The organism is Acidovorax sp. FG60, assembly GCF_057808995.1.
This window is the reverse complement of sequence record NZ_JBMDJC010000019.1, coordinates 54,324-78,234: the sequence shown is the minus strand read 5'-3', so window position 1 is coordinate 78,234 and position 23,911 is coordinate 54,324. Positions and strand designations below refer to the sequence as shown.

General features: G+C 60.6%; 26 protein-coding genes. 9 read left to right on the top strand and 17 right to left on the bottom strand.

Annotated features, from left to right (window positions below; genetic code table 11):
• Positions 1 to 5 precede the first annotated feature (5 nt).
• From ACODS0_RS22285 to ACODS0_RS22260, 6 genes are all read right to left on the bottom strand, one after another.
• The gene (locus ACODS0_RS22285) at positions 6 to 368 is read right to left on the bottom strand and encodes a DUF6283 family protein (protein ID WP_488837265.1); all 363 of its coding nucleotides are present in this window, start codon (positions 366 to 368) and stop codon (positions 6 to 8) included.
• A 72-nt stretch (positions 369 to 440) separates the two neighbouring features.
• On the bottom strand, positions 441 to 1,478 hold the full coding sequence (locus tag ACODS0_RS22280; protein WP_488837205.1) for an SMEK domain-containing protein: 1,038 nt from the start codon (positions 1,476 to 1,478) through the stop codon (positions 441 to 443).
• On the bottom strand, positions 1,475 to 1,678 hold the full coding sequence (locus tag ACODS0_RS22275; protein ID WP_488837203.1) for a hypothetical protein: 204 nt from the start codon (positions 1,676 to 1,678) through the stop codon (positions 1,475 to 1,477). The genes ACODS0_RS22280 and ACODS0_RS22275 overlap by 4 nt, the downstream gene beginning before the upstream one ends.
• Positions 1,679 to 1,686: 8 nt before the next feature.
• The gene (locus ACODS0_RS22270) at positions 1,687 to 2,370 is read right to left on the bottom strand and encodes a YkgJ family cysteine cluster protein (protein WP_488837201.1); all 684 of its coding nucleotides are present in this window, start codon (positions 2,368 to 2,370) and stop codon (positions 1,687 to 1,689) included.
• Positions 2,360 to 3,451 carry a hypothetical protein gene (locus tag ACODS0_RS22265; RefSeq protein ID WP_488837199.1) on the bottom strand — a complete coding sequence of 364 codons (1,092 nt, stop codon included), beginning with the start codon at positions 3,449 to 3,451 and terminating at the stop codon, positions 2,360 to 2,362. Before ACODS0_RS22265 ends, ACODS0_RS22270 begins: the two co-directional genes overlap by 11 nt.
• Entirely contained in the window at positions 3,444 to 3,929 is a 486-nt protein-coding gene (locus ACODS0_RS22260; RefSeq protein WP_488837197.1) for a hypothetical protein, read from the bottom strand. The genes ACODS0_RS22265 and ACODS0_RS22260 overlap by 8 nt, the downstream gene beginning before the upstream one ends.
• Before the next feature lie 742 nt (positions 3,930 to 4,671).
• On the opposite strand from ACODS0_RS22260, the gene ACODS0_RS22255 reads away from it, so the two are divergent.
• Genes ACODS0_RS22255 through ACODS0_RS22245 form a run of 3 tightly spaced genes read left to right on the top strand, consistent with a single transcriptional unit; the run spans position 4,672 to position 8,098 of the window.
• Positions 4,672 to 5,748, top strand: coding sequence for an ABC-three component system protein (locus ACODS0_RS22255; RefSeq protein WP_488837195.1), 1,077 nt, complete (start codon positions 4,672 to 4,674; stop codon positions 5,746 to 5,748).
• Positions 5,745 to 6,233: an ABC-three component system middle component 2 gene (locus ACODS0_RS22250; RefSeq protein WP_121729233.1), complete on the top strand. Its 489-nt coding sequence runs from the start codon at positions 5,745 to 5,747 to the stop codon at positions 6,231 to 6,233. Before ACODS0_RS22255 ends, ACODS0_RS22250 begins: the two co-directional genes overlap by 4 nt.
• On the top strand, positions 6,230 to 8,098 hold the full coding sequence (locus tag ACODS0_RS22245; RefSeq protein WP_488837193.1) for a hypothetical protein: 1,869 nt from the start codon (positions 6,230 to 6,232) through the stop codon (positions 8,096 to 8,098). The genes ACODS0_RS22250 and ACODS0_RS22245 overlap by 4 nt, the downstream gene beginning before the upstream one ends.
• 337 nt (positions 8,099 to 8,435) lie before the next feature.
• On the opposite strand, the gene ACODS0_RS22240 is transcribed toward ACODS0_RS22245, so the two are convergent.
• Positions 8,436 to 10,058: a hypothetical protein gene (locus ACODS0_RS22240; protein WP_488837191.1), complete on the bottom strand. Its 1,623-nt coding sequence runs from the start codon at positions 10,056 to 10,058 to the stop codon at positions 8,436 to 8,438.
• Between the two features lie 55 nt (positions 10,059 to 10,113).
• Here ACODS0_RS22240 and ACODS0_RS22235 point away from each other — a divergent pair, with 55 nt between their 5' ends.
• On the top strand, positions 10,114 to 10,920 hold the full coding sequence (locus ACODS0_RS22235; RefSeq protein ID WP_488837189.1) for a GGDEF domain-containing protein: 807 nt from the start codon (positions 10,114 to 10,116) through the stop codon (positions 10,918 to 10,920).
• Here the strand turns inward: ACODS0_RS22235 and ACODS0_RS22230 are convergent.
• Positions 10,844 to 12,124: a hypothetical protein gene (locus ACODS0_RS22230; RefSeq protein ID WP_488837187.1), complete on the bottom strand. Its 1,281-nt coding sequence runs from the start codon at positions 12,122 to 12,124 to the stop codon at positions 10,844 to 10,846. The genes ACODS0_RS22235 and ACODS0_RS22230 overlap by 77 nt on opposite strands.
• A 781-nt stretch (positions 12,125 to 12,905) precedes the next feature.
• On the opposite strand from ACODS0_RS22230, the gene ACODS0_RS22225 reads away from it, so the two are divergent.
• Positions 12,906 to 13,208 carry a hypothetical protein gene (locus ACODS0_RS22225; RefSeq protein WP_431153410.1) on the top strand — a complete coding sequence of 101 codons (303 nt, stop codon included), beginning with the start codon at positions 12,906 to 12,908 and terminating at the stop codon, positions 13,206 to 13,208.
• Between the two features lie 105 nt (positions 13,209 to 13,313).
• Here the strand turns inward: ACODS0_RS22225 and ACODS0_RS22220 are convergent, their stop codons facing one another.
• The 9 genes from ACODS0_RS22220 to ACODS0_RS22180 form a co-directional block, all read right to left on the bottom strand.
• The gene (locus tag ACODS0_RS22220; RefSeq protein ID WP_431153411.1) at positions 13,314 to 13,610 is read right to left on the bottom strand and encodes a hypothetical protein; all 297 of its coding nucleotides are present in this window, start codon (positions 13,608 to 13,610) and stop codon (positions 13,314 to 13,316) included.
• 2 nt (positions 13,611 to 13,612) lie between these two features.
• The gene (locus ACODS0_RS22215; protein ID WP_488837186.1) at positions 13,613 to 14,092 is read right to left on the bottom strand and encodes a hypothetical protein; all 480 of its coding nucleotides are present in this window, start codon (positions 14,090 to 14,092) and stop codon (positions 13,613 to 13,615) included.
• Positions 14,093 to 14,131: 39 nt separating this feature from the next.
• Positions 14,132 to 15,022 carry a TraA family conjugative transfer protein gene (gene traA, locus ACODS0_RS22210; protein ID WP_488837185.1) on the bottom strand — a complete coding sequence of 297 codons (891 nt, stop codon included), beginning with the start codon at positions 15,020 to 15,022 and terminating at the stop codon, positions 14,132 to 14,134.
• Positions 15,019 to 16,149 (bottom strand): toxic anion resistance protein, encoded by a 1,131-nt coding sequence (locus tag ACODS0_RS22205; RefSeq protein ID WP_431153414.1) that lies wholly within the window; start codon positions 16,147 to 16,149, stop codon positions 15,019 to 15,021. The genes traA and ACODS0_RS22205 overlap by 4 nt, the downstream gene beginning before the upstream one ends.
• Before the next feature lie 17 nt (positions 16,150 to 16,166).
• The gene (locus tag ACODS0_RS22200) at positions 16,167 to 16,925 is read right to left on the bottom strand and encodes a toxic anion resistance protein (RefSeq protein WP_488837183.1); all 759 of its coding nucleotides are present in this window, start codon (positions 16,923 to 16,925) and stop codon (positions 16,167 to 16,169) included.
• Entirely contained in the window at positions 16,922 to 17,437 is a 516-nt protein-coding gene (locus tag ACODS0_RS22195) for a thermonuclease family protein (RefSeq protein ID WP_488837181.1), read from the bottom strand. The genes ACODS0_RS22200 and ACODS0_RS22195 overlap by 4 nt, the downstream gene beginning before the upstream one ends.
• Before the next feature lie 386 nt (positions 17,438 to 17,823).
• A complete protein-coding gene (locus ACODS0_RS22190; protein ID WP_431153417.1) occupies positions 17,824 to 18,855 on the bottom strand; it encodes a ParM/StbA family protein in 1,032 nt (343 codons plus the stop codon).
• A gap of 263 nt (positions 18,856 to 19,118) precedes the next feature.
• Complete coding sequence (locus tag ACODS0_RS22185) at positions 19,119 to 19,823, bottom strand: DsbC family protein (protein WP_431153419.1); 705 nt, start codon at positions 19,821 to 19,823, stop codon at positions 19,119 to 19,121.
• A gap of 40 nt (positions 19,824 to 19,863) precedes the next feature.
• Positions 19,864 to 20,304, bottom strand: a complete 441-nt coding sequence (locus ACODS0_RS22180) for a hypothetical protein (RefSeq protein ID WP_431153420.1) — start codon at positions 20,302 to 20,304, stop codon at positions 19,864 to 19,866.
• Between the two features lie 417 nt (positions 20,305 to 20,721).
• Between ACODS0_RS22180 and ACODS0_RS22175 the strand changes: the two genes are divergently transcribed.
• From ACODS0_RS22175 to ACODS0_RS22160, 4 genes are all read left to right on the top strand, one after another.
• A complete protein-coding gene (locus ACODS0_RS22175; protein ID WP_431153421.1) occupies positions 20,722 to 21,360 on the top strand; it encodes a hypothetical protein in 639 nt (212 codons plus the stop codon).
• 952 nt (positions 21,361 to 22,312) lie between these two features.
• Positions 22,313 to 22,744, top strand: coding sequence for a hypothetical protein (locus ACODS0_RS22170; RefSeq protein WP_488837179.1), 432 nt, complete (start codon positions 22,313 to 22,315; stop codon positions 22,742 to 22,744).
• 9 nt (positions 22,745 to 22,753) lie between these two features.
• A complete protein-coding gene (locus tag ACODS0_RS22165) occupies positions 22,754 to 23,167 on the top strand; it encodes a single-stranded DNA-binding protein (RefSeq protein WP_488837177.1) in 414 nt (137 codons plus the stop codon).
• 127 nt (positions 23,168 to 23,294) lie between these two features.
• A complete protein-coding gene (locus tag ACODS0_RS22160) occupies positions 23,295 to 23,780 on the top strand; it encodes a hypothetical protein (protein WP_431153424.1) in 486 nt (161 codons plus the stop codon).
• The last annotated feature ends 131 nt before the right edge of the window (positions 23,781 to 23,911 follow it).

Here is a 23,911-nt window from a genome sequence, read left to right as displayed (position 1 = left end):
CCGAGCTAGGCTGTACGGTCATCGGCGGACTCCTCCAGCTTGTGCAACACATCGCCATAGTTCGCGTGCAGTGCAGGCCAATCCCGGCCAGGCGCCAGCGAGGCCTCCGGCACCCGGCCCTGGACACAGGCCAGCCGCACCTTGGGATGGCAGTGGCCGACGGTCGCCAGCCAGCCGGCACAGGCGAATTCCTCGCCAACCCTCGACTGGTGGCACGCGAACACCTTGGCGTCAAAGTCCGGCCCGTGTCCACGCGCATCCGGGCAGGTGCCCCCCAGGTCGCACGCCTTCGCGACAGAAAACCCCGGGATGTCCTTCGCAGTCTGGTCCAGGCGCCACGGGCAGCTGGGGCAGGGCTGGGGAAGCAGCGTCCAGGCTTGATCGGCACCGCCTTTGCAGCTCGGGCCTTCTTCGAACGTTTCACTGTGCGTGGCCTGTCACTAAAACGAGGAAAGGTCGGCGCCACCGATCACCTGGCGCACCGTCAGGCCACGGCTCTCGATGAAATCGACCAGACCCTCACGCAACGGAATGCTATCGGTGAGGTCCATGAAGATCTCAGGGGCGCCAGATTCGTGCGGATCATCGTCATCGACAGCAACGAGGCCTTCATAGATCAAAAGGTCCAGCTCTTCCTTGACCTTGCCGCCACACTCGCGCAGCACCTTGTTTAACTCCGCGTGAATCGCAGCTTCGCGAAAGTTGCGCCTTGGCTCGCGATGCTCGCGGCGTTCGATCAGCATGGCCAAGAATTCCCGGGTCACTCGCGGCAAACGGTGCAGCTTCTTGGCCAGGATCGGCAATGCCTTCGCGATTTCGACCTTCGTTTCGTCTTCGAGCTCGCCGAACGCCTTTTGGTAGAACTCCAAGTAAGCCTTGCCGTCACCGAATTTGAGCGGCGGCCGTGCCTCCCACTTGTCATAGCCATTTGTAGGGTAGTGGCCTTTCTCGTCGGGGACCTCCAGCTCCACCAACAGCTGGACGGTGTTCCGGCGGACGACCTGGTGGACTGCCTGCAGCCTGTCGAGCGGCAAGGCCAGCACCATGCGGGCGATCTCGGTGAAGTCCCAAATATCCTTCTCGGGATCGAAGGTCACGCCATGCTTGAATGGCCCCTCGACGCTGTAGCTGCCTTGCTTCTTGCCCAGGCAAAACACCACGATTCGCTCGTAGGCCTTCGCCTGCTCGGCGGTCAGGGCGTCCAGGGTGTGGCGCACCTTCTGGCTCGAGGCCGTGGCGGTTACCTGGATTCCGTACCGTCCGCCGCTGTCTCCCAGGTCGAGACCGGGCTCGTTCGGACGCTCATCGTTGAGCGAATGCAAGTTCGTACCCAGCACCGCGTTTAGCAGCTCGCCCACAAAGGCCTCGGTGAAGACGCTCATGTCGGTGATACCCAAGCGGTTGCGGGTCTCGACCCGCTCTGAGATGCCCGTGAACGCATCCACGATCTCCCCAATGAAGTGCCCTCTGGTGATCATTCCCGGTTCTCCTGTGCTCGGCAGGCGTCATGCGCCGCGACGACAAACGCGGCCAGCTCCGCGTCCCCTTGGAAGTGCCCGATGTGCAGGCCGTCGGCCGAGCTTCCTTGGGCGAGCACCTCGCCGGCACAGTTGCTGCTCCAGGCGACATAGCGCACTTCCGGCGCGAGCTGCTGGTGCACTACGTTCATCGCATCCATGTCCACTGCTATTGCTCCCCGATTTCTGACGGAAACCAGTCCCGGATGTCCGCCACCAGGCCTCCTGCGGCCACACTGACGTGGTAGACCGCCTTTTCGATGGACGTGTCCACATACGGGACGGAAATCGACTCCCCTGGCACGATCTGGCACAGCAATGCGTCCTCGTCAAAGTTCGCGTGCAGACGGCACACGAGCGGGCGGTGCCTAAAGATCCCGCATTCGCCCGCGTCAAGGAAGGTGCATGGTTGGCCGGTGTGCCGTGCCGCCATCGGGGGCGGTTCGTGCAGGTCTCGCCCCACGGACACGGCGCCGGGGGGAGCGGCCGCAGGCCGGTGGCCGATGGCCCGTCCAATGAGTTCAGCCTCGGCCTGGGACACCACCACGTCTTGGTGGCAACACGCATCGCAACCCCGGCGGCAGGCGACCTCGCGCGCCACGGCCTGACTGAGCCGGTCGGCAGCACGGTGCAGCCACACGATGGCCTTCGCGCGCGTAGGCGCCCCGATCGCCTCATTGACGAGTCGCATACGGTCCGCGTTGGCGGGCGCGAGCACGGCCCTGGCACGCCCGTCGATGCGCGCGCGACCTTCGGGCCCCAGGATCTCGCCTTCGCGCTGCCGCACGCGGTGCAGGTGCGCAGCGCGGTCCGAGGTGTCCCAGCGGATGGCCGGGCCTGCTTTAGAAGCCATACACACGGTCACGCCAGCGGCGCAGGACCTGGTAGTCGTTTTCGGGGAGGTCGATCTGGCAGGCCTCGGCCGCCTCCAGAACGCGGTGGCCAGCCCCGTCGTGCACGCGGTTGCCGTGCAGCAAATAGAAGAACCAGGCAAACGGGGCACCCGTGCGCCGGTCGATGGTGCACAGCTTGTCATAGAGCGCGTGCACGCTGCCCTTGCGCGACTCCACCTCGGCGAGCTTCTTGTCGAAGGTCCACATCGGCACCAGCGACACCCAGCGGCGGTTCGTGGTTTTGTCCTTCGAGTCGCTGATCTGCATCACCCAGTGGCGGCACAGCCGCTGGCCCGATTGCCCGGCACTGCTCGCGGCCCAGTCCTTGAACAGGCGGCGGCCCTTGGCGGGGTATTTGTCGAGCCCGGGATCGATCTCTTTGTAGCCAACGACACGCGGCGCTTGTTCGGACTGGGGATCCGACACCGTGAACCGCAGGGCACGCACCCGGGCGCGCTGCAGTTCCTCGTCCGCGTCTATCAATTCCATGAACCGGGCCATATCGACGACCCGGCGCAGCCGGTAGCGCGGCGTCCCCAGGGGCGTTTGTTCCTTGGGCGGCAGCTCTTGCCCCTTGGCTTCGGAAAGTAGCTCCCGGGCGTCGCGCGGAGGCGAGCCATAGTCCTGCATCAGCCGATTCTCCAGACGTTCGCTCGAAAGCTCGACCTCGATCTGCAGGAAGTTGGACTCGTCGCCGCCACGGTCGACCACCAGGTACAGCGAGGTGATTTCCGTGGTGCTCAGCCGCAGGTCGGCCGCGAGCAAGCGCTGGTGGGTGACGCTGGCCCGCGCGCCGTCGTTCACGAACTCCTGCGAGAGCCAGGCCGCCAGGTCCTCGTGCACGAGCGCGCCCGCCGCCGTGAAAACCCGGCGCTGGGCCAGGTAGCAGTTCCCGCGGCTGGTGGCGAACTCGACGGCTTCCAGGCCGGGCACTGCGCGCAGGACTTTGAGCAGTGCCTTGTGGCGCGGGTCGCGCCCATCGGCGGGCACTCTGGCAATGGCCTCGGCGAGGCCTGGAATGTCGTGCAGGTATTCAGTCATGTCGCGGCTCCATCGCAAAGTCCGTGGCTGCGTCCAGCCGGAGACCTAAATTTTGCATAAAAAGTTGATTCTTCATGGCACCCGCCTGGGCGATAGGGCGCGCCACATCGCGGTGGGCCGTGGCACCCGACGCGGACTGCTGCGCTGGTGGGCTCACCAGGCGCGAAAGCACGCCGCGCCCATGGTTGCTCCCTCCACACTGGCACTCGCACGTCCCGGTGGCGCTGCCATGCAGGCACTTGGCGTTGCAGTCGTGCCGTGAAGTCTGGGCCTTGTAGTCGATCCGCCGCGTCACGGGCAGCGGGCCGCCAGGGCCTTCCAGCGGATAGCCGACCCAGGGCGAGTAGCCGTCGGCGCGCAGCCCGGCTATCCCAGGAAAGCGCTGCGCGAACTCCGGCTTGGCCATGGGCCACACGCCCTGAAGCGGGACCGGCTCGGGGCCGGGCCCCAGATCGCAGAAGTAGCGCATGCGCGCCATGGCTCATGTCCCAGAGGTCTGCGGCCGCCACTGACTGCACCTGATCATTTATCCATCTTGATCCAGGGCTCCAGCGAGCGCAAAATTTTCAAAAAGCTGCCGTGGGCAGCCGGTGGAGGCCATGCCCGACAGGCAGGCTTCAATTTTTTTGTTCAAACGCACGCATCATAAGGGCTATTAGCATGCGTGGCAAATAATTCGCTTCCCTGAGAATCCGTCATCGTAACCACGTGTTCTGTCCGACAAGAAACACCCCCTTCAATGGGCCAGTCCGCGACAAGTGCGGAACGCCACTCTACTTTCGTTGTTCCGCCATTCAACTTTAGATTTTGGCGCCCCGCGACCGTGAACCTGGGGAGCACCTCGTATCAACGCCAGCTAGCTGAGCGCCAGCGATAAAGGATTGAACTGGAAGTGAGCAATAACACACTTTTTATCGGACCACTGCGGTCGCATTTCAAGGTCAGCTACAGGCTGGTTGCGGACGTTCGCCTGCGTCTGCTTTGCTGCACTTAGGTGCTGGATAACTAGTCCACGCCTGCACGCCACCGCCCATCCGTAACACGTGACTGTTGATGATGGTTGTCGCGACCTCGGCATGAGCCCGTCGTTCCTGCGCGATGCGACAATCTCTGTACCCCTTCAACAAGTGCCGGCGGATGGTGCCCACACTACCGCCACCCTGGCAAAATCCGAGCTTGCGTGATCGCTAAAAAATCGCACCAGGGACAAGTCCAAATCCATGCCACCAAAACCAGGCACGACTCGCAAGTCGCGGAAGACCCAGCATGTAACCGCAGGCGGTGTCATCCAGCCATCCTCGCAAGTTCTTCTGCTGAACCCTGATCAGTGGGAGGAGTTCATTTTGGCAGCCGCGCGCCAGCGAGTGCATTCAGGGGGCGCCCAATATGCGGCGATCAAGCGGCTAGGCGGGGCGGGCGACGGCGGCCGCGACATCGAGGCGCGGTATGGTCCGGCGTTGGTGCGTGATGGGTGGGACTTGTACCAGGCCAAGCACTACAAGCAGGGACTGACGCAGAGCGACGCATTTCCGGAGATGGCGAAGTTCTTCAAGCAGTTGGCCTTGAAGACCTACCCGCGTCCAAATTTCTACTACTTCTGCTGCCCGCATGCGGTGGGCAACGAGCTACACAACACGATGGCCTCTGGGGCCGCTGCCTTCAAGGCAAAGTTCATCGATGCATGGAAGAACGAGAACACAGGCATGAAGGGCAGAGCCGCCGAGTTGACCAAGGAAGTCCAGGCGGCAATCGACGATTTCGACTTTGACCGCTTCATCGAGTGCCCGGTGCATGACCTGTTGGCCTGGCACGCGCTCGACAAGGCCGCCCACTATCAACAGTTCGGAATCGTGCCGGAACGCGGCGACGATGATCCGATGCCAGCCCAGCCCGCTGGGCACGAGAGCGTATACGTCGACGAACTCTTGCGCGTCTACAGCGAGCACAAAGCATCGCCCGTCGCCCTTGCTGACCTCCAGGGCAGCGATTACGAAGACCACTTCGATTCGCATCGACAAGTCTTCTATTGCGCTGAAGGACTGCAACGATTCAGTCGCGACATATACCCCAACGAGCCCGAGTTCGAGCGGCTGTTAGACATGGTCCATGCGGGCGTCCGCCCCACGGTCGCCCAACTCCGCCTAAAGACGGGTATGGAACGGGTCGACGCTGCCGTAGAAAAGGCGTCGACGCTGCAGGTCCAGGAGAGCCGTCTGTCTCTCCAGCTTCGTGGGGGGGACCTGCCCGGCACCTGCCATCACCTCGCCAACGCCGGTAGGCTGAAGTGGGTCAAGTGAAAAAGTCCAAGCCTCTCGCCGCTTTCAACTCGCCGTTCGAACTGGGCGTTCGGATGGTGTATCTGCTCAATTCCTTGCAGCCGGCCGGCGCCGACCTCCAAAAACTGGTCCTGCTCGACTACGCCATCGTGTATTCAGACGATCTCGGTGGGCCACCTAGCCTTCACACGCCTGTGCCCTACCGCGGCAGCGAATACATGAGTCGCCGTGACCTCATCGCACAAGGCCTATACCTGATGAGCACCCGCGGTCTCGTCGCCGTGGTCATGGATGAGGCCGGCATCACCTACTTCGCCGGTGACACCGCTAGAAGCATGGTCGGCGCGTTGACGTCACCCTACCTGCGTGAGTTGGAAGGCCGGTGCCGCTGGGCGGCCACCACCTTCGCCACCCTAAGCTCGAGAGACATGACCGAGAGATTCGCCCAACAAGGCTATCTGTGGGGGGCCGAATTTGAAGGTGCCGCCGCGAGGGAGCACCAATGACAATAACGCTGAAGCACCTGTCGGTTCATGGTCCGGGCCTCTTGCCCGCCGTTGTCGTCTTTGATGGTCGACGCACCCTCATCCGCGGCCCGAGTGATACAGGTAAGTCGCACATCTGGAAATGCATTTGGTTCCTACTGGGCGGCACCGCGACACTCGAACAGTTTCCGGAGTCGCAGGGATACGACTCGCTGGAGCTCGCCTTCCTGCATGGTGAGCATGAATACCTTGTTCGTAAGGCGATGTCTGGCGGTGCCGCGCGCGTTCTGGTGCGATTGGACGATCTTTGGGTTCGGGACGGTACCCCGAACCCGCTCGAAGACGTCAATCAGGATCTTGGCGAGCTGCTCGTCCAGCTGTCTGGCGCTGCAGGCAAACAGGTGCTTCGCAAGCGAAGTGAAAAAGGCCCCATCACTGGTGACGACCTGCGGCATTGGGCGCTCCTCTCCCAGCCCGGAATGATTTCCGAGGACGCGACGAAGGGTAAGGGTCATGGCAAGGACAAGCACGTCTCGTCCTTCTCGCTGTTCCTGAGCGGCCTTGATGACTCCGCGGTCGAGCTCTATAAGACCGCTTCCGAAAAAGACCAGGCCAAGGGAAGATTGGCGGCGGCCGAGGCGGAACTGGCTCGCCTTCAGGGAGTGATTCCAGCGGACACAGATCGAGCATCAGCCGTTGCAGCTTTGGCGCAAGTCGATGAGCGGCTGGACATGTTTGCCACGCAACTCCAGGCGCGTTCTTCTGTTCTGAAGGAGCTACGGCAGCAGATATTTGCGGAGGGAGAAGCCCTGAGTACCGCGATGACACAACAGGCCAGTGCAACGTCGATGCGCGAACGCTTCACGCTGCTGGACCTGAAGTATTCGAGCGACCTTGCCCGGCTCGGAGCCACGGACGAAGGCATCCAGTTCTTCGAGGCCTTGACGGAGACTCCCTGTCCACTCTGCGGCACGTCGGTAGAACAGCACGTCGATCCCGGAAACCTGAAGCCCCGGGCGCCAACAAAGTACCGCGACGCGATCGCGGCCGAGGCGGAAAAGATCCGCGCACTCCGTCGCGGACTGCAGCCATCCCTGGCCCAAGAACAGACGCGTCTCGCCGCCGCAACTGCTGATGTGCAACGGCTTACGACATCGCTGAAGGCATTGGAGGAACAGGAGAAGGCCGTGCTTCGTAGTGCATCGCTGGAGTTCGACTCAGACCCACGCGAACTCGCCGAGTCCCATACGCGGTTGTCATCACTCATCGACGCATTTGATGAGACCGTTCGGCTGACGGCGGCAATCGACCACCTCAAGGAAGCCACGAAACAGAAGCAGACGGCCCTCGTTCGAAACATTGGACAGCACGGCGACGACGTCGGGGCGATCGCACGCCAGATGCTCAACGACTGGGGGTTCACGTCCATCCAGTCTGTATACGTCGACCCGAAGGCCTGCGACCTGGTCATCGATGGCCGCAGACGCCTAAGCTATGGAGCGGGCAAGCGTGGCCTGTTCCTGTCCGCTATGACGATAGCCTTGATGCAGCATGCTCTAAGAAGTGGGCACCCTCACCTCGGCGTCGTCGTGCTGGATTCGCCGCTGAAAGCCTACGCCCAGAAAGAGTCGCCGGACAAGGACCGGGAGATCCCCACAGCCACGGTGAACACGAGCTTTTACGCTTGGCTTTCCCGCTTCCAAGGCCCCGGCCAAATCGTCGTTCTGGAAAACGAACCGGTGGATCCGGTCACGGCCCGCGCTTTGGACGCTATCGAGTTCACCGACGACTACGCCCGCGGACGGCAAGGGTTCTATCCGCCCAGACCGATGATTGTTCCGCCGCCAGGGCCGAGCGACGGGGCCGAGTTCGACGATCTTGCGTAAGTCGCCACTCGTGCCCCCGATCCACGACGCCAGCTGACCAGCGCGCCAGCCCTTGGAGTCCGGCACTGCAGCCACCGACGTGGGCAGGCTGGCGCGGTGCATGGGCACGCGCTACAACTTCCCGCCGCGCATCGCGCGCCCAGCTTCTCCGCGACTGCTGCGACAGTCTCTGCCTTGCCGACCGGGGCGCCCTGCTGTGTTGCGCTCGTTGCTGCCCAACTAGCCCTGGAGGATCACAGCACACCCCTGAACTGTCGCGCACCTGCACCTAAACGGGGGCGGCCGACAGAATGCCCACCAGCCCCTCCAACTGGAGCTACCTCACCACCCATGCACCTCATTTCGCGGAGCATTGCATACCTTTGGCGCGCATGCTGGTGACGAAGGCAACGGCCTTCTGGGCACAGATCTCGGGGCGGTGGTCGGAGTGCCAGATCACGTCCTGCCCGCCATCATCCCTCCGATAGATAGCATCGCAGCCATCACCCTTCTGAGTCACGCGAACCGTTCGCCCGATGCCTGCCAAAGTACAGTTGTAGCTCCCAACAACGGCCCCCGAGGGCCCCTCGCTGGTCCAAACGATTGGATCACCTCCACGACCATATCGCACCACGGAGGTGAAGGGCGGCTTGGGACCAACGTAGGTCAACACCACAGTCGGCTGACCGTAGCCCATCGCGGCAGACTTTCCAGTCGTCCAGGTGAGAGTCCACCGATTCTTCATCAGCGGAATCGCTTCAATCTTGGGCAGTTGGGAGATCTTCGCCATCAGCGCGTTCTTCTTGCCCTCTACCGAGTTGGGATCAATCCCGGTCCATTTGCCAATGTACTGCTGGGGATCGAGCTTCGACGTATCAAAACGCGGCCTACCCTTGGCATCCTTCAGGATCCTTCCCTGAGCATCTTTTGCCCATGTCGTTTTCGACACGCAGTCAACGTCCCGGGCCGATATGCACTGCACGGTGTCCCAGGCGTCCTTGGCCTTAGGCGAGAACGCCTTCGCCTTGTCGTTTCCCGCTTGTACCAGCACGGCTCCGGCCGACTTTAGAAATCCCTCTTTGATCGCTTGCTCATCGCCCCCAGCGGCTGCAATCGCGATCCCTCCGGCCGCACCTGCCATTGCGGATTTCTTGACAACCTCGCCCATGGTTCCACTGGGCATGCTGGACACCGAACTACCCGCCTGCGCGGTTGCCGCAGCAAGAAAGCCGGCGCGAAGGGCCTGGTCGGCGTTGCCCGTCGCTCGATACGTAGCCCATGCTGCATACGCTGCAGCGCCACCAGGTCCACCATAGACCGCGGCGGCCGACGAGGCGGCTGCGGCGATGAGCGTGCTTTCCTGCGTCGCTCTGGCGAAGTTGGCTTCTTGGGCCTGCAACGGTTCAACGCCCAGGCCCCACATTGCGTCAATGACCTTGCCCTCGCGCAGGCGCCTGTCCGCGTTCTTCAGCGCGCTTTCATAGGACTTGATCTGATTCGTCGTGTAGTTGGCGGCTGCGTTCGTCGCATCGACTGTGTCCTGAAAACTTCGCTTGGTTTGCTCCGCCGAGTCTTTCCATGCCTTCACGTAGGTGGCTGTTGCATCCTGACCCGCCTTTACGAAGGTGTTGACAGTGTCCCCGCCAGCTTTTTCGATTGTGGTAACCGTGTCGCCACCGGCCTTCTCAAGCGTTTTGACGGTGTCTCCGCCGGCTTTCTTGATGGTCGTGAGAGTGTCTTGGCCAAGCTTCTCCACCTCTTTTGCGACGTGGTTCACGGCGTCCTTCCCGGCCTCTCCGATCTGCCCCACTGTGCCACCGATCTTCGGGAGGCACTTGCAGTCCTTCACCTCTTGGGCACAACCACCACCAAACGGCCTCGGGAGGAGGCAGGCCGAGTAACACTGCTCATATTCGTTGGCACCGCACGGGTAGGCGATCGCCGGGACAAGAAAGCATGCAAGAGCGAGTAACTTTTTCATTGGGTTCCCTCCGGTACCTGTCAAGCGCACACGAATCGACTGCTCGCTGACATTTATGCTGGAACCCTCCGAGGGTGTCAACGAATCCTTGGCAGCCGGTGCACATCCTTCCGGGCATCCTTTGGGTGAACGCCAGCCTCTTTCAAGGGGAGCCATCGAACACTATGCTTGGAGGTCGGCACCTACCCCAGGGCTGCGCCACGGGACTTCCATTGGCCGCGAGCGATACGTTCGAACCACACACCCTGCACATGGAAATCTTGTCGATGCTTCAGGCTACAAAGCCGCGGTGGTGGACGCCAGTCACCGGACATGCTCTGAGCATCCGAACAGCACTCGGAATGCTAGCCATCGCCTGCATCCTTCCGATCTCTGTCGAGGCAGTCCTTCTGTTCGTGAGCTACTACGAACGCAAGCGGGAGCAGCTCAAAGCCGTGAACGACACGTATGGCCACGGCTGGGCGGCGACGAGTTTGCCCTCGCGCTGGCCTACACCGGGCTGGACCAGGCCCGAACCCTCGCCAGCCGGTTGGTGGAGCAGCTCTCCGCGCCCCACCCGATCGGCACAGTCAGGGCCACGATCACAGCAAGCCTCGGCATCTCGCATTTTCCGGGCACCGCCAACGACGTCGACACTTTGATGCGAAAGGCGGATCACGCCATGTACAGTGCGAAAGCGGCCGGGAAGCGCTGCGTGGTCTGGTCACAGCGAGCTAGACCGCTGAGTTCCAAACCCGTGCCAACGATGGACCGGCCAGCAGCTCGGCAGCCGCTGACCAGCTACATCATTTCTTCTGGCGGGATTCAGCCAGCATGTTCATTGCCGTTTCGAGCGTTGCCGCAATACTCCGGGCCGCCGTAACAATCTCTGCCATCACCGGCTCGGGGTTACCTGGCTCAACGATTTCGAACCGGGCTGGGACACTTTGGCGCGCAGCTGCCCCGGGCACTGGACTGCCAGGCGCCGCTCCAATTTGGCCTGACGCCGCGGCACCCCCGGCGCCCTGCGGTGCCGATCGCGAGCCAGCCGCTGCTCCTGGCCCAGTAGGCAACGCACGCTGCCGCCCTTCAACCTTTGCATCCGTCGCCTCCATCTTGGTTGGAGCACTCGCAGAGCCTCCAATCGCCTGGCCGCTGGCCGCCGCCGCATTCGCAGGGGGAGGAGGTGTCTCGGAGGACGACGAGCCGCCCGCGCTCGCCTGAGCCGCGGCACTGACGAGTTCATTCATGGCCTCGCCCGCACCCGCACCCACTTCCGTCTGCGACCGACGGGTTCTACCGCGCGCCGTGGGAAGCTGACGAATCACAAATTCGTCGAACTTCCCTCGCACCTGGCTGCCCCAGGAATGCCCGTGCTGCTGCAAAGCATTACTCAGCATTTCCACGTCACTGAGGAACATACGGCGACGAGCACTGAGCCAGCCGTTTAGCATCCATAACTCGATGCCAAGCCAGGAAGTGATCTCGGGCTTGAGGCCAGGCCTTGACGAGATCTCCTTCGAAAGCCATGCCGCAAACAGGTCGTAGCGATCTTCTACGCCGCGGCTGGGGCCCGCAGCTCGCTGGTCGGCGTTCGCAGCTACAGAAGACGGCGCAGCGGGAGCGCTGACCTGCTGGCTCAGCCCACCACCTGAGGTGGCGCCCATTTCGTTCACGTCAGATTGGACTCGGAGTGCGGTCATTGTGGTCTCCCTCATTGGGTTGTGCGTCTCGTCTTCATCTTCAGCCTGGAAAGACTTGATCCGTTCGACAAAGGTGTCATCAAGTACAGCTCCGACCGTATCAAACCAACTGGGCGCCTGGATCATTCTGCCCATGTGCTCTGCCAGCTGGTCATCAATCACTTCCTCCTGTGCCAAGATCCGCTCCGCGCGGTCCTTCGAGACATGGGCCTTTGTTGCCGTCAACAGCACGTCAGAACCTAAAGCGAGATGAAGCAGCTTAAAGTTCTGGTATCTCGTCAAAAAGATGCCGCGCGGCGCCACTGCATCGGGCCGGCCAGCCCTGACCATCTGGGCACTTTTCCCATGCCCTTGGTGTCGCTGACCACTGGTCCACGCCTTCATGATTGCTCCTGCTCGAATCAAAATATATCGAGGTACTAAGTTTGCTTATTTGTTAATTATGCCAGCTTTGGACGACTGCACCAATACGGAAACCACCTACCAAATTGCTACCGACGTCGACAAGTGACCAAACAGGTATGGTTTCGACGCTGCCTCGCCCCCTATCGAACCTGCTCACGCCGATCATCCGTGCGCCAAGATCCGCCGCTGGCAATAGATACGCCCAAACCTACGCTTCCAACTCGACTCCTACGTCGAGGATACCGATGGAATGCAACCCGGCAGCGGAAAAAGTCCGCACCGTGGACTTTTGGCGCGATTTTGACACCAGGCGCCAAACAATCGCATCAAATTTGCAATACGTTTTGGCACCGTCTTAGTGCCACAACAAAACTATCGGAACAATTTAGCGTTATCAAAAACCGTTGTTCCGAAAACCAACAGGGCTGCAAGTATCAGTGGGTTTATATCATCAGCTGGACTCACTCATATTCGCTCTACGTGCAGGCACGTGGGAATTGGAAGAACCAGTTTCACCTGCGAACGTAACATCAATATTCAGATTCAATTCGAATAACCGGACAACTCATTCTCGAGGCCAACCCGCACGACCTGGGGATGTGCGATTAGGCGCGGCAAAACCATCAACCCAGCATTCAGGGCAGGCCTTCGTTTCATCGATGCGACGCCCACCCCCTTGGTTATCACTTTTCTGGTGACAAGAAGGACCGTAAACCAATCCGCCTCCCCCGAGGCTCCTTCAACTATCCGGAGAGTTCCCATGAACACGTTCGCAATCGACAACACGTCTGTAGCCGCTGACCAAGCTCAACGCGCCTGGAACATGTCTATCGCTCGGAACTTTCCGGGCACTGACACTGTCGTCGCTAAGACTTTTCAAGAAGTCTCTTCTCAGAAGGACCTTTACGTCCTCAATAAACTCTTCAGGTCCTATTGGGCTGCGGTTGAGCGCGCTTCCGTGCGTGGTGACAAGCGTCAAGGCGATATTGCTTTGGCTGCACTTTATGTGGTTCAAGGTCAGATGGATTATCTTCGCGCCATGAACCCTTCGACCAGCAACTGATTTACTGGCGAAATAGCAAAAGAGGACACTATGTGTCCTCTTTTTTTTGCCCGAGCGAAACTGAACCTGTCCCTTCGTGATGTAGATTCTTGGGGCCAAATCCAGCTAGTTGATGGTGGAACTCAAAGGCACCATAGGTTCGCGCAGCAGGAGCAAGCCGCGCATCTCGATCACTTCAGCGTCCTGCGGCAGCTGCGCGAAGACGTCCTCGACGCTCACCAGCAGATAGGACTCAAGGGCCAGCACGCTGGACATGGCGCTCACGGGAACGTACGGCTTTGCCCGGGGGTAGAACGAGTCCACCAGGTCAACAAACCTGTTGGAAGCTTCTACCAGCTCAAGCGCACGTTCTGCGTTGCCGCGGCCGAGCTCGCGGAAAGACGCTTCCAACAGTGTTTCCATGCTTAGACCCCTTTCGCCTGATTCGATTCTTCCATTCCTGGCCGCGAGACTTTCCAGCCGAGTCCGCGCACCACGCCCCAAATGCTACCTCCAGTCACGGCGATCGCGAAGATGGCCAGCAAGAGAGGCGATATCCCAAGCTTCTCAGCAACAGACTCATGCGAAATGCCCAGATAGTTGGCGATCAGCACGAAGGGCAGCACTGCCATGAAGACGCCGAACATCACGTCGAGCCGCTTGAGAACCCCCCATTTGGACCGGCGGATGCCAACCGCCACTTCAACCGAGGCAGCAAACTCCTCTCGGGCCTTGCGCTGTGTCAGCTCTATCGCAGTGGTCGCCACGAGGAGCAGCCCGGCCAGTACGGCAGTGAGCCACTTGAACTCGATCACCTTGGCAGGCATTGGGATGACCTCGAACACGACGATCAACAGCGCGATCGCCGCCATTCCGGTGAATACTTGAGTACGTTGGAGATTCATGGTTTTCCTTTCAGTGGTGGAAGTACGGGGTTTCAACAATCAGTCTGCAGCGAGCAACTCGCGGATGCGCCGGATCCGACGGGCAATCAGGAAGCTGACTAGGAGCCACGCGCCCAGGGCGGCAGTTGCCGTCGCTGTCATTGTTGCCAGGGCCCAGGCAGCCATACGAGCAATTGCCACGCGCCCTTCCCGCTCGGTTGAGTAGGTTCTGGCGCTGTCCGATTGGGCCGCACCATAGGCACTCTTCTCTAGGGCATACAGAACATCAGCCCTCGGCTGGAACGCTTTCTGCCCAGCGAGCTTCGCCAGTACCGCTTTTGCCTGCGACTGACGCGGTTGCTCCCCCTTCCGAGGGCCCATCTGGGCAAGTACGAATTCACCCTCCAGCTGCACGGCTCGGTCCAGATCTGCAACGATGGAGCGAAGACCTACGGCATCGTGCCGTTCAATGGCTTCTTGCGCGATGACGGCCAGCGAACGGCCTTTGGAATCCCCTCCCATAGAGTCGAGGATCGACGGCATGAGTGCCAGCGTACATGCTGTCGATATGCCAACGATTGGGGCCATGATCGACTGTTTGGTTACCCCCACCGCGAGGCCTGTTAGCAGCATTGCTACTGCGAGCGCCTTCACCATATACCCGCTGGCAAAGCCATCCAGCTGCTCGAAGACCGCTGCTACTTCGGGACTGTGCCCTGTACCACCGCTCCCAGCCATTCTGAGGGCAGTTCCAAGGGACTCGGGGACCTGAATCTCGGATATCGCCGACTGGGGACCAACCTGGCCAACGAGCACCGCGGCGCACACGGTGACCGCCAGCATCCCGAGCACTATCCAGGTCGCCCGCGTCTGGCCCAGTGCCCATCGTTCGCGGCGGCTCGCAAGCTCCGATACGGCGAGCTTGGCATCAACGGAAGCACTCGATCTCATGCCGCCTCCTGGTAAGAAACTGTCCCCGCCGCCGGTGTACGCGACAACTTGGCTTGCAGGTCGCTTCGCATGCTCTCTATCTGTGCTTCGGCCTGCCGGAAGCTCTGGATCCCTTCGTGGTGAATGCGGATGACGTCTTCGACCGACTTGATCAACGTGGTCTGAACCTCGCGCAGCGTGTCCACATCGATGACCAGGCGCTGATTCGCTTTTGCTGTCTCGACGGAGTTGCGGTGCAGCAGGGCAGCATTGCGCTTGAGCAGGTCATTTGTCGTGTTGTCGATGGTGTCCGCGAGCTCCACCGCATTGCGCTGCTCATTGAGCGTCAGCTTCAGCATGAACTGGCGCTTCCAGGCGGGTACAGTGATCTCCCGGACCGTGTGGAACTTGTCCGCAAGCATCTGGTTGTTCGACTGAATCAGCCGAATCATTGGCAGGCTCTGCAGGGCGGAGTGCTGCAGCACCATCAGGTCGTTGATCCGCTTCTCCAGATTGGTGGCCACCGTTTCGAGGTCCGCGACCTCGTGCGCAGCCTGGATATCCCCCTGGCCACCTTCTCGCAACTGGACGAGTTGCGCCCGGACCTCGGCAAGCCGCATCTTCCCCGCTGCGACATGGATACCGAGGAGGCGGTGCTCTTCCCGGACTCCGACGTGCATATCCTCCAGCCCCGCGTTCCGCTCGCGAATACCGGATTGCGTTGCTTCCACTTCCCGCACAAGGCTATCGATCTGCTGGCGGGTGCTGTCGAATTCCCCCATGATGCGGCCAGAGCGCAGGCGAATCCGGTCAACCAAGGGACCCACGATAGGCAGGCGAGAGCGCTTGTCCGAGAGCACCCCGAGGTTCATCCGCTTGGCGACATGCACTACAGCGGAGAGCTTCTCGCCGGCGACGTCGAGGTCACGGTTTCGCACCTGGTCCAGCAAGCTGTCCGCATAGCGAGAAGTGTGCTCGCCGACGTCCCGACCGAACTCTGAGACGGTGAGCGGGTTTTCTGGCTGGATGCGCATCGCAACCTGGGAGATCTCGGCCTGGTCGGCGGCCGTGAGACCGAGCTTGCGCAGCTCGCCTTCGTCGAGTGTCACGAGGGAGTTTCCTGGGCGGGTAGCAATGGAACTTTTCATGTTGATCTCCTGGGGTATTACTTGACGCCTTCAAGGCTCTTCGAGAGGCTTCGCATGAGCGCCGTGTGAGCCTTCGCAGCCTCGCCAACCATGGCCGGATCCATGTGCTTCGAGGTGATCAGGGCCAGCGTGTGCTGACGCCAAACGGGCACGAGCACGCTCTTGGTTTCAGCGAATCGATCCAGCATGTCCACCGCCTGAGCCCGCGTGAGCTTCATCTGCATGAACGACATGGCGTGGGAAGCGCGCAAGGTAGCGAGGTTCGCCAGCTTTCTGGCAAATCGCTCGCGCGGCTTGTCAAACTCCAGCTGTCCAGCAGCTGCCATCCCCGCCTGGGGGTTCTCGTCCAGGTACTCCTGGCCGGCGCGGATGAGATCGTCAAGGCGTGCTGTCTCTACTTCGTGGGTCGACAGGCTCTGGTCCACCATCCGCAAGGTGTCCCGCACCGATTGCTCAATGCCAGCTGCCGCCTGGATAAGCTCATCGAGAGACTTTCTCGCCACGTCGTACCGGACGCGACGCTCCACATGGCGGCCCAGCAGCTTGTCGAGCCAGTTAGGCGCCTTGGCAATTTGCTTGGGATCAGCGTCGGAGAGCTTGTTCACGATCGCCTCGATCGCCTCCGCGAGCCGCGAGACTGCACCCCGCTCCATCAAGTCGGAGAGCGCCTGCATAGCCTCCTTGCCCGATGCGCCGTCTCCGTACTCCGCGACCCTGGATGAGTCCGCGAACAGCGCCGGCAGCACATCCCGCTTAAGTTCCTCCACTGACTTCATTCCCGTACTCCTTTACTCAGATCACGCCGATAGGCCCACGGAGCCACAACATCTCGTTCCTCCCACAGGCCCCGGGCACTTGCGCGTGCGAAGGCCTCTGCTGCCTCATAGGCATTCCGGTCTGCGCTTGACTGCTCCCGTGCGTAGGCCTTGTGGTGCCAGGCCCAGCCCAGGGATACCAGCAACAAGTTGATGTCCCTGCCGCCGCTGAACACCGTGCAGATCTCGCGACTTCGTTGCCCTTCGGGCCTTCGCTCCTGCTTGCTGCAACGCAGCGAGACACGTCGGCCGTGCACCATCAGCTCCTGCTTGGCTCGTTGACCGAACGCCTGCGATCGTTCGGGCGCGTCAATCGCCGCGAGACGCACGCGGTACGCCACGGTGCCGGTCGAAACATCCAACGTGTCCCCGTCCACCACGCCCACGACCGTTCCTTCCACGTCGCCAATCGGATTGGCGAAGGCTTGGGCGCCAAAGCACACCAGCAGCGCAGACAGAATCAAATTCACCATGAATCACCCCCTCTAGAAGCGCGTAGTGGCGCGAAGGGCGTCCAACTCAGCATCCGTCGTCGGGCGCTTCGCCTCAGCGACCTCGCGCTGCGCGCCTGGTGGCTGAGGGATGCGTTGAGCATCGGCAGGCATCGGGGGTGCCACTTGGGTGGAGGGGCGTACAGCGCGGGGTGCCCGTTGAGGCGCTAGGCCGCGCAGAAAGTCGTCCACATTCACAAGGCCCGCAGCGATCGCCTGGGCGGTAGCGAATCGCACGAACGCGCCGCCCGCACGGAACGGCAGCTTCGACAGTGCTTGATGCACCGCCTGGTCCCGGTACGGGTCCGCCCGGAAGGAAACGCGTATGGACTCCAGGGGTTCGCTGTCTCTGATCCAGTTCGCCATGTTCACCCCGCAGTGGCCAGATTCATACCTTCGAGGTACTGCTTGGCCTTGCCATAGCGGTAGTAGCCCTCGCTGATGATGAAGCGCGACCCATGAAGGGCTGCACAGTCCTCCTGGTGATCGTCGCTCACAAGACGCGTGTGACGCCACACAGCTTTCATGCGTGTCGCAAGTGCCGAGGCAGAGCCACCCGCGACCAGCACCCCAGAAAGCAGCTCAACACGATCACCGAGCAGGCGTGACGCCTGGTCAAAGATGTTGGAGAACAATTGAGCGAAGGCATCGTCGATCTCCATGGAGACGTCCACCTCCTCGCCCATGTGGCGGAGCTTCCCAACGGGCAAGATGCGCTCGATGTCGATAAGCGTGCGCTTGATGCCCCGGGCTTCGAGCGCGCGCATCACGGTTTCCGCCACCACCCGCACGCCCTCGTATCGGCCGGAGCAGGACTCGATGTAGCGACCGTTCTCATACAGTACGAAATCCGTGGTGAAGTAGCCCACGTCTACTACCGCCCAAGACTCGTTCGTAGGGCTGACACCTGGGCGCAGCCCGCCCTGCCGTGTGTAGATGTGCGCAAAGTAGGCAGCGTCCGGCTGCTGCATGACCAGAACCCGCGCATCCTGACCAAGGATCGAGGTCATCCGCTTCCCGACGGCGTCGCGATGAGGGACATACGATCCCACCGGTAGTCCAACGATCCAGAACTGCTGGCCCTTGACCCCGGCCGCTTCGATCCGACGCTTGGCAAGTTCAACAAGGGCGGCGAACTCGTCAGTTTCCACCCAACGATCGTTCAGGCCCGACGCGGTGGCCGCTTTCCCCTGATGCCGCGCCGTGTCACCCACAAACCAATCCCGCCCGCCAACTTCAACCGTTTCCGCCTTCGCCCTCTCTGCCTCTGCGGGACTCGAGATTGGCTGGGCCAGGCAGGCGATGGAAGGGAACAACATGCGACGCACCCCAACGGGAGCGTCGAATGTCAGTTTGCAAGCAGAGTGGCCAAGGTCAAATCCAATCACGGGACAGGTCATGAGATAGCTTTCCAGTAGTGATAACAAATGTTGCGTATCAAATTATAAATGTTTTTTGCCACCTGGCAACATTGTTACGCTCTTTTGACGCCAAATCTGCGCCCAGCTGGCAGTCAGCACCAAGCAAGCCAACAGCGGTGGCGCCATATTGGCCCCCAGCACTAGCAATGGGTCTTCTCCGCGCCCACGCTGGCGCCAATCCTGCGCTTCAGGCGAAAAAAAAGCCCGTCGAACGGGCCAAATGGGGGAGGAGAAGGCTATTGCTACTTCACAGAGGCGATGTTCTTGTTCAACTCATCGGCAGTAACAAATCCGGGAAGGCGCCGGCCGTCTGCCAGAAAGATAGTGGGAGTGCCTTGAATTCCCAAGGTATTGCCGAGTTCCAGGTTCTTATCGACCACCGAAGAGTCACAGGAAGAATTCGAACCAGGAATTGGCCCCCCACTCATAATGTCGGACCAGGCCTTGGCTCTATTCGGGGCGCACCAAATTCCACGCGCCTTGGAAACCGAGTCGGCGCCAAGCACTGGCATCAAGAAGGTATAGACGGTTACGTTATCTACTTTCTTGAGCTCTGAATGCAACCGTTTGCAGAATCCACAATTGGGGTCTTCAAAGACAGCAATCTTGGCCTGCCCGTTCCCCTTCACCGTCTTAATCGCGCGCTCCAGCGGCAGCGATTTGAAATCAACCTTGTTCAATTCCGAACGGCGCTCGTCCGTGAGATTCTTTTGAGTACTCGGGTCGATGAGATTACCGAGCATCACATAGTCCACCGTTGGATTCGTGTAAACAATGTTTCCACCCCCAAGGTGCACTTCAAACAGGTCTGGAAAGGGCGTGGCCTGGACAGAGATCCCCGGAGACTTGGTAATCTCCTTCATCTTGGCAAGGATGGCATCCTCTTTCGGGCTAGCAAAAACCGACATGGAAGCCGCAATAGATAGCAGCGCAAATACTCGTTTCATTCGATTACCTCGGGTTGGAAAAATGGATTTTGAGCGTATTTCACTTGGAAGCCGGAACTTCTTCCTTCGAAGCCTCGTGCTTGAGACTATTCAAGAGTTCTCGAGCTTCCTCTATTTCTGGGATCTTCTTGTTGCCAGATGACGGGCGCTCGGGTTCAGCCTTCAAACCCTCTTGCGCAGTATTCGAGGGTTTCTGCGCGCTGCACTTCAGTTCCTCAGTTGACTTTCTGAGTACAACTTTTGCAAAAATTCCATTCAAGCCGTTTCGCACGACATTCAAGGAGTCGCCTATCCCGACTGCAGTCCCCTTTGATACGAACGGTTCGGCGACGAATATCGTAGCGTGCACGACAGCGGCCGGAAGCCAGTCGAATCGAGAAAGGCGCTCACAGGGATCATTCGTGAGCAACATCGCCCCAACCCAAACGATCAAAGCACCACTGACGATGGCTCCGCACACTTCCTTGATGAGCTTTGGCACAGCAACATTCCTTTTTTTGATACGGGCGCATTGTAGCAGCACCAAAAAGATTTGTTACCGGCCTACACCCCGCGACCTGGCCGCACTCGGTGCCGACTGAGCTACCCGCGTCCTGGCCCGCTTACATAACTTATTAGGGGTCGCCACATGCTCCCGCTAGTCTCGGTCGAGACACCCCGCGCCTAGTCTTGCATGCTTCCAGGCCCTTAGCCACTCGCGAGTAGTGGCCGCAAGGCATCGGAATCATGGGCCCGATTTCGCCGGAGCCGCACGTGCTCCAGAGGCGTGGCGCGTGTCAATACGCATGCACGATTTCTGCACGGTGCTGATGTTCTAGAATTGTTACGTCCTCGCAACGGGGCAGCTGTGCCGCTGGAGCGCGGCCCAGCCCGGATATCAAAAGTTTGAGAGCATTCAATGGTTTTCAGTTCTCCCAATGGCCGATTCCGCCTTCCTGATCCTGGCGCGTCTCCTGGCAGTCGCCGCGACTCGCAGTGGGCCGAGCTTAAAAACACAGAACTTGGCGTGGGAATCGCTGGGCTCTTTGATCGGCTTCACAAAATCGATGAGCTTATCGACTATTCGGCGCTTCTCCTGAGGATTGGCCAGCCTCCCATGCACGGGAAGCTCGATATTCGCTGGTATCGGAAGCACGATGGTCGTCCCAATACTCCAGCCCTGGTGCGCTGGTTCTCGACGGGCACAGGTCGCAGCTACACCCGGACTGTCACTCGATTTCATCCGGACATGGTGGGTGCTGGGCTAGTAGATTTTCCCAACCGGCAACTCGTGACGGATGTGATTCTCAACTTCAAATCCCTTACCGCCGAGCGTGAATCGATAATCGAGTGCCTCAATAGAATCAGCCGAGTATCAAAACTGTCCAGTTCCAAGAACGAAGGCCGCGCCGATGACACCTCCGCTGATCTTCTGGTGATCCACGAGGCTATCGTGCAGAACCTGCAGGTTGCGGGATACGACGTGGACCGTCGATTTCATCCCAAGGTCGTTTGGCGGTTCGAAGATCTCGATACTCCCCTCCCCTCCTCCGCGTGAGTTATCGCAGTTCACGTGCCCCGGTGTATCCGCACCACCACCCTCAGTGGTGCGTCTCTACTCGAAGTGTTGCGCCTGATTCGAATGGCGCCATTTCTCGCACATCGCCTTCCCTCGCCTGTCGCGAATCTCCCGCTTCTCGCTTCTCCCTCCCCACAGCGATTCCATCGCTGTAATGCTCTCGATTTCTCGCCTTCTCTCTCCTCCTCGCTCTGCCTCTCGCTCTCGTTTCTACTCTTCGCATTTCTCCACTCTTCTTCCCCCCTTGCTCCATTCTTGTCCAACTCATTGGACAAAACTTCGCAGTAATGCTCCCTTGTTGTGCTTTTCGATTGTCTTTTTTCCCTGCGGGAGCTCCCCTTCCCTTTCCGGGGTAACCTGTTGCACTACGTTCTGAGTTGCACTGGGTTCATGTGATCCGCCAAGCCGGAGAATCGCGGCATCACTCCTTCGTCGACTCTGCCCGGCACAGCCGGGCACACTCGACCGGGTAACCCGTTACGCATCCTGCGGCCTAGGCAACCCAAACCTCGCTCGACAATGGGAGGTGGCGCGACTGGTGGAGGTCGTACCGCGCCCGGCGCTGCCGGGCGCCACTTTTGGTAACCCGTTACCCGCTCGCTCGTCCCAGGGCTCAGTTTCCATCGAACCGGCCTCCCGCCCGGCCGGTAGGCCGGGCTCACGTTTCCGGTGCAACCCGTTATCCAAGCCCGAACTGCGAGCCACGGTCCTGCGGGTTCCAGCCCGCCCGGCGAAGCCGGGCGGCCGCTTAGGTAACCCGTTGCCACGATCTCTCGAGTCCCGGAAGCCCAGCTTCGCTGGGCCAGACCTTCCCGGCACAGCCGGGCTGATCGCTGGCGCAACCATTTGCGCGGCTTCAGAAATGCTCGCGTTTTGTTTTTTGTTACCTCGGTGGTAAATTGTTGCTCGCAATCACTCCCGAACCCCAGCCATGAGCAACACATCCCTGGTGCCAGACGCCCGCGGCATCGTCGTGGTCCGCGTGCGACGTCATGATTCCTTCCGCACCTCCATCAGCCTGGACGAGACCATCGTCCGCCTGGCCCTCTGCATCTGGAAGACCCATGCGGCGTTCAACGAGTGGCTCTACCTCGCGGTTCGTCGCGTCGATGCCGAGCTCCAGGACAGCTACAACGCCGGGCGCCCACCGGCCCGCGAGAGCGGGTTCTCCAGGCGGGTGAGAGAGCTCATCGTTGCTGAGGCCATTGCGCGACTCGAGGGCCCAGCACCACCCGCGACGACACCGGCGCCAGCGGCACACGCGAAGCAGCTGCAGCTCCCGGGCCTTGTTATCTCCGACACCGCAACAAATGAGAATGTACTCGCCGCTCGCGAGACTTCTCAACCCACTCTCACCTCATAGGAATTCACCATGTATTCTGCAACTATCCTCCTCGGCTACCTCGGCGCGGACCCCGAATCACGCACCACGCGTGAAGGCAAAACTGTCGTGAACTTCCGGATGGCTACATCCGAGTTCATTCAAGGCGAAGAGAAAACCTTCTGGCACAACGTCGTTGTCCTCGGGCGCGACGCCGAAACTGCTGCAAAGCACCTGAAGAAGGGCGCGCCCGTCTTCATTCTTGGATCGCCTCGTGTTCGTTCCTACGAGAAGGACGACCACACCGTGTACGTGCACGAGATCATCTCGAACGTCATGAAGCTGCTCCCAAGCAGCAAGCCATCCGGCAATTCCGCCCCTACACAACCTGCAGGGAAGGGTTCGGGTTCGAACGGCAACTCGACACCTCCTGCCGACGACAACCACGACGACGGTCCCTGGTAAGGACTTCAGGTTCTGACTTTCGAGTCGGCACCTCCAGCAAAGGCCACGACCTCATGGTTGTGGCCTTTTTTTTCTTCACGCACGAGATTTCCACATGCCCTCTACGATCATTCCCCGACTCCACACTTTGACCGTCTTCGACCTCCACGCAGTGACGCTGGAGCTCATCTCCAAAGGGCACGGCAGCCTGCCCGTCTGCACCACAGACGGCCGTGCTCGCTATCCGTTCCAAGTCTTCCCCTCTGCCGGCGAGCCCGCCGGACCAGACGCGCTGCTGATCTACCCACGGCCAGATGCTCATTTCTCGCCCGTGTGTTGGCCTGTGCCGGATGCACCGGCATGCAAAACGACCGAGTGGAACACCCTCGCGGACGAACTGAAGACGCACGCGGAGCCCTTCCAGCCGCCCGCGACTCTAGGCGACGAATTGTCGGCTGCCCAGCTCCAGGCCCTGGAGCGCTTCGCCGCCAAGCATGGTCAGGAATGGAAAGCCGCGCTGTCGGTCGCCTGGGCTTCTGGCCAGGACGAATCGATACCCGACGGTTCCCTGCTTCGTCAGATCCGAAACCAGCTGGGCCCTGAATGGCTTGAGGGCTTCCAAGGGCTTCTCTAGCGATCACGACCAGCTTTCACGTTGCGCCACCGATCCCCATTCGGGCGCGATTCCCAAAAGGCCACAGCCATTCGGTTGTGGCCTTTTTTCCATCCCATTCCCGAAGTTATGTCCTCCTCCAAAAAACCTCA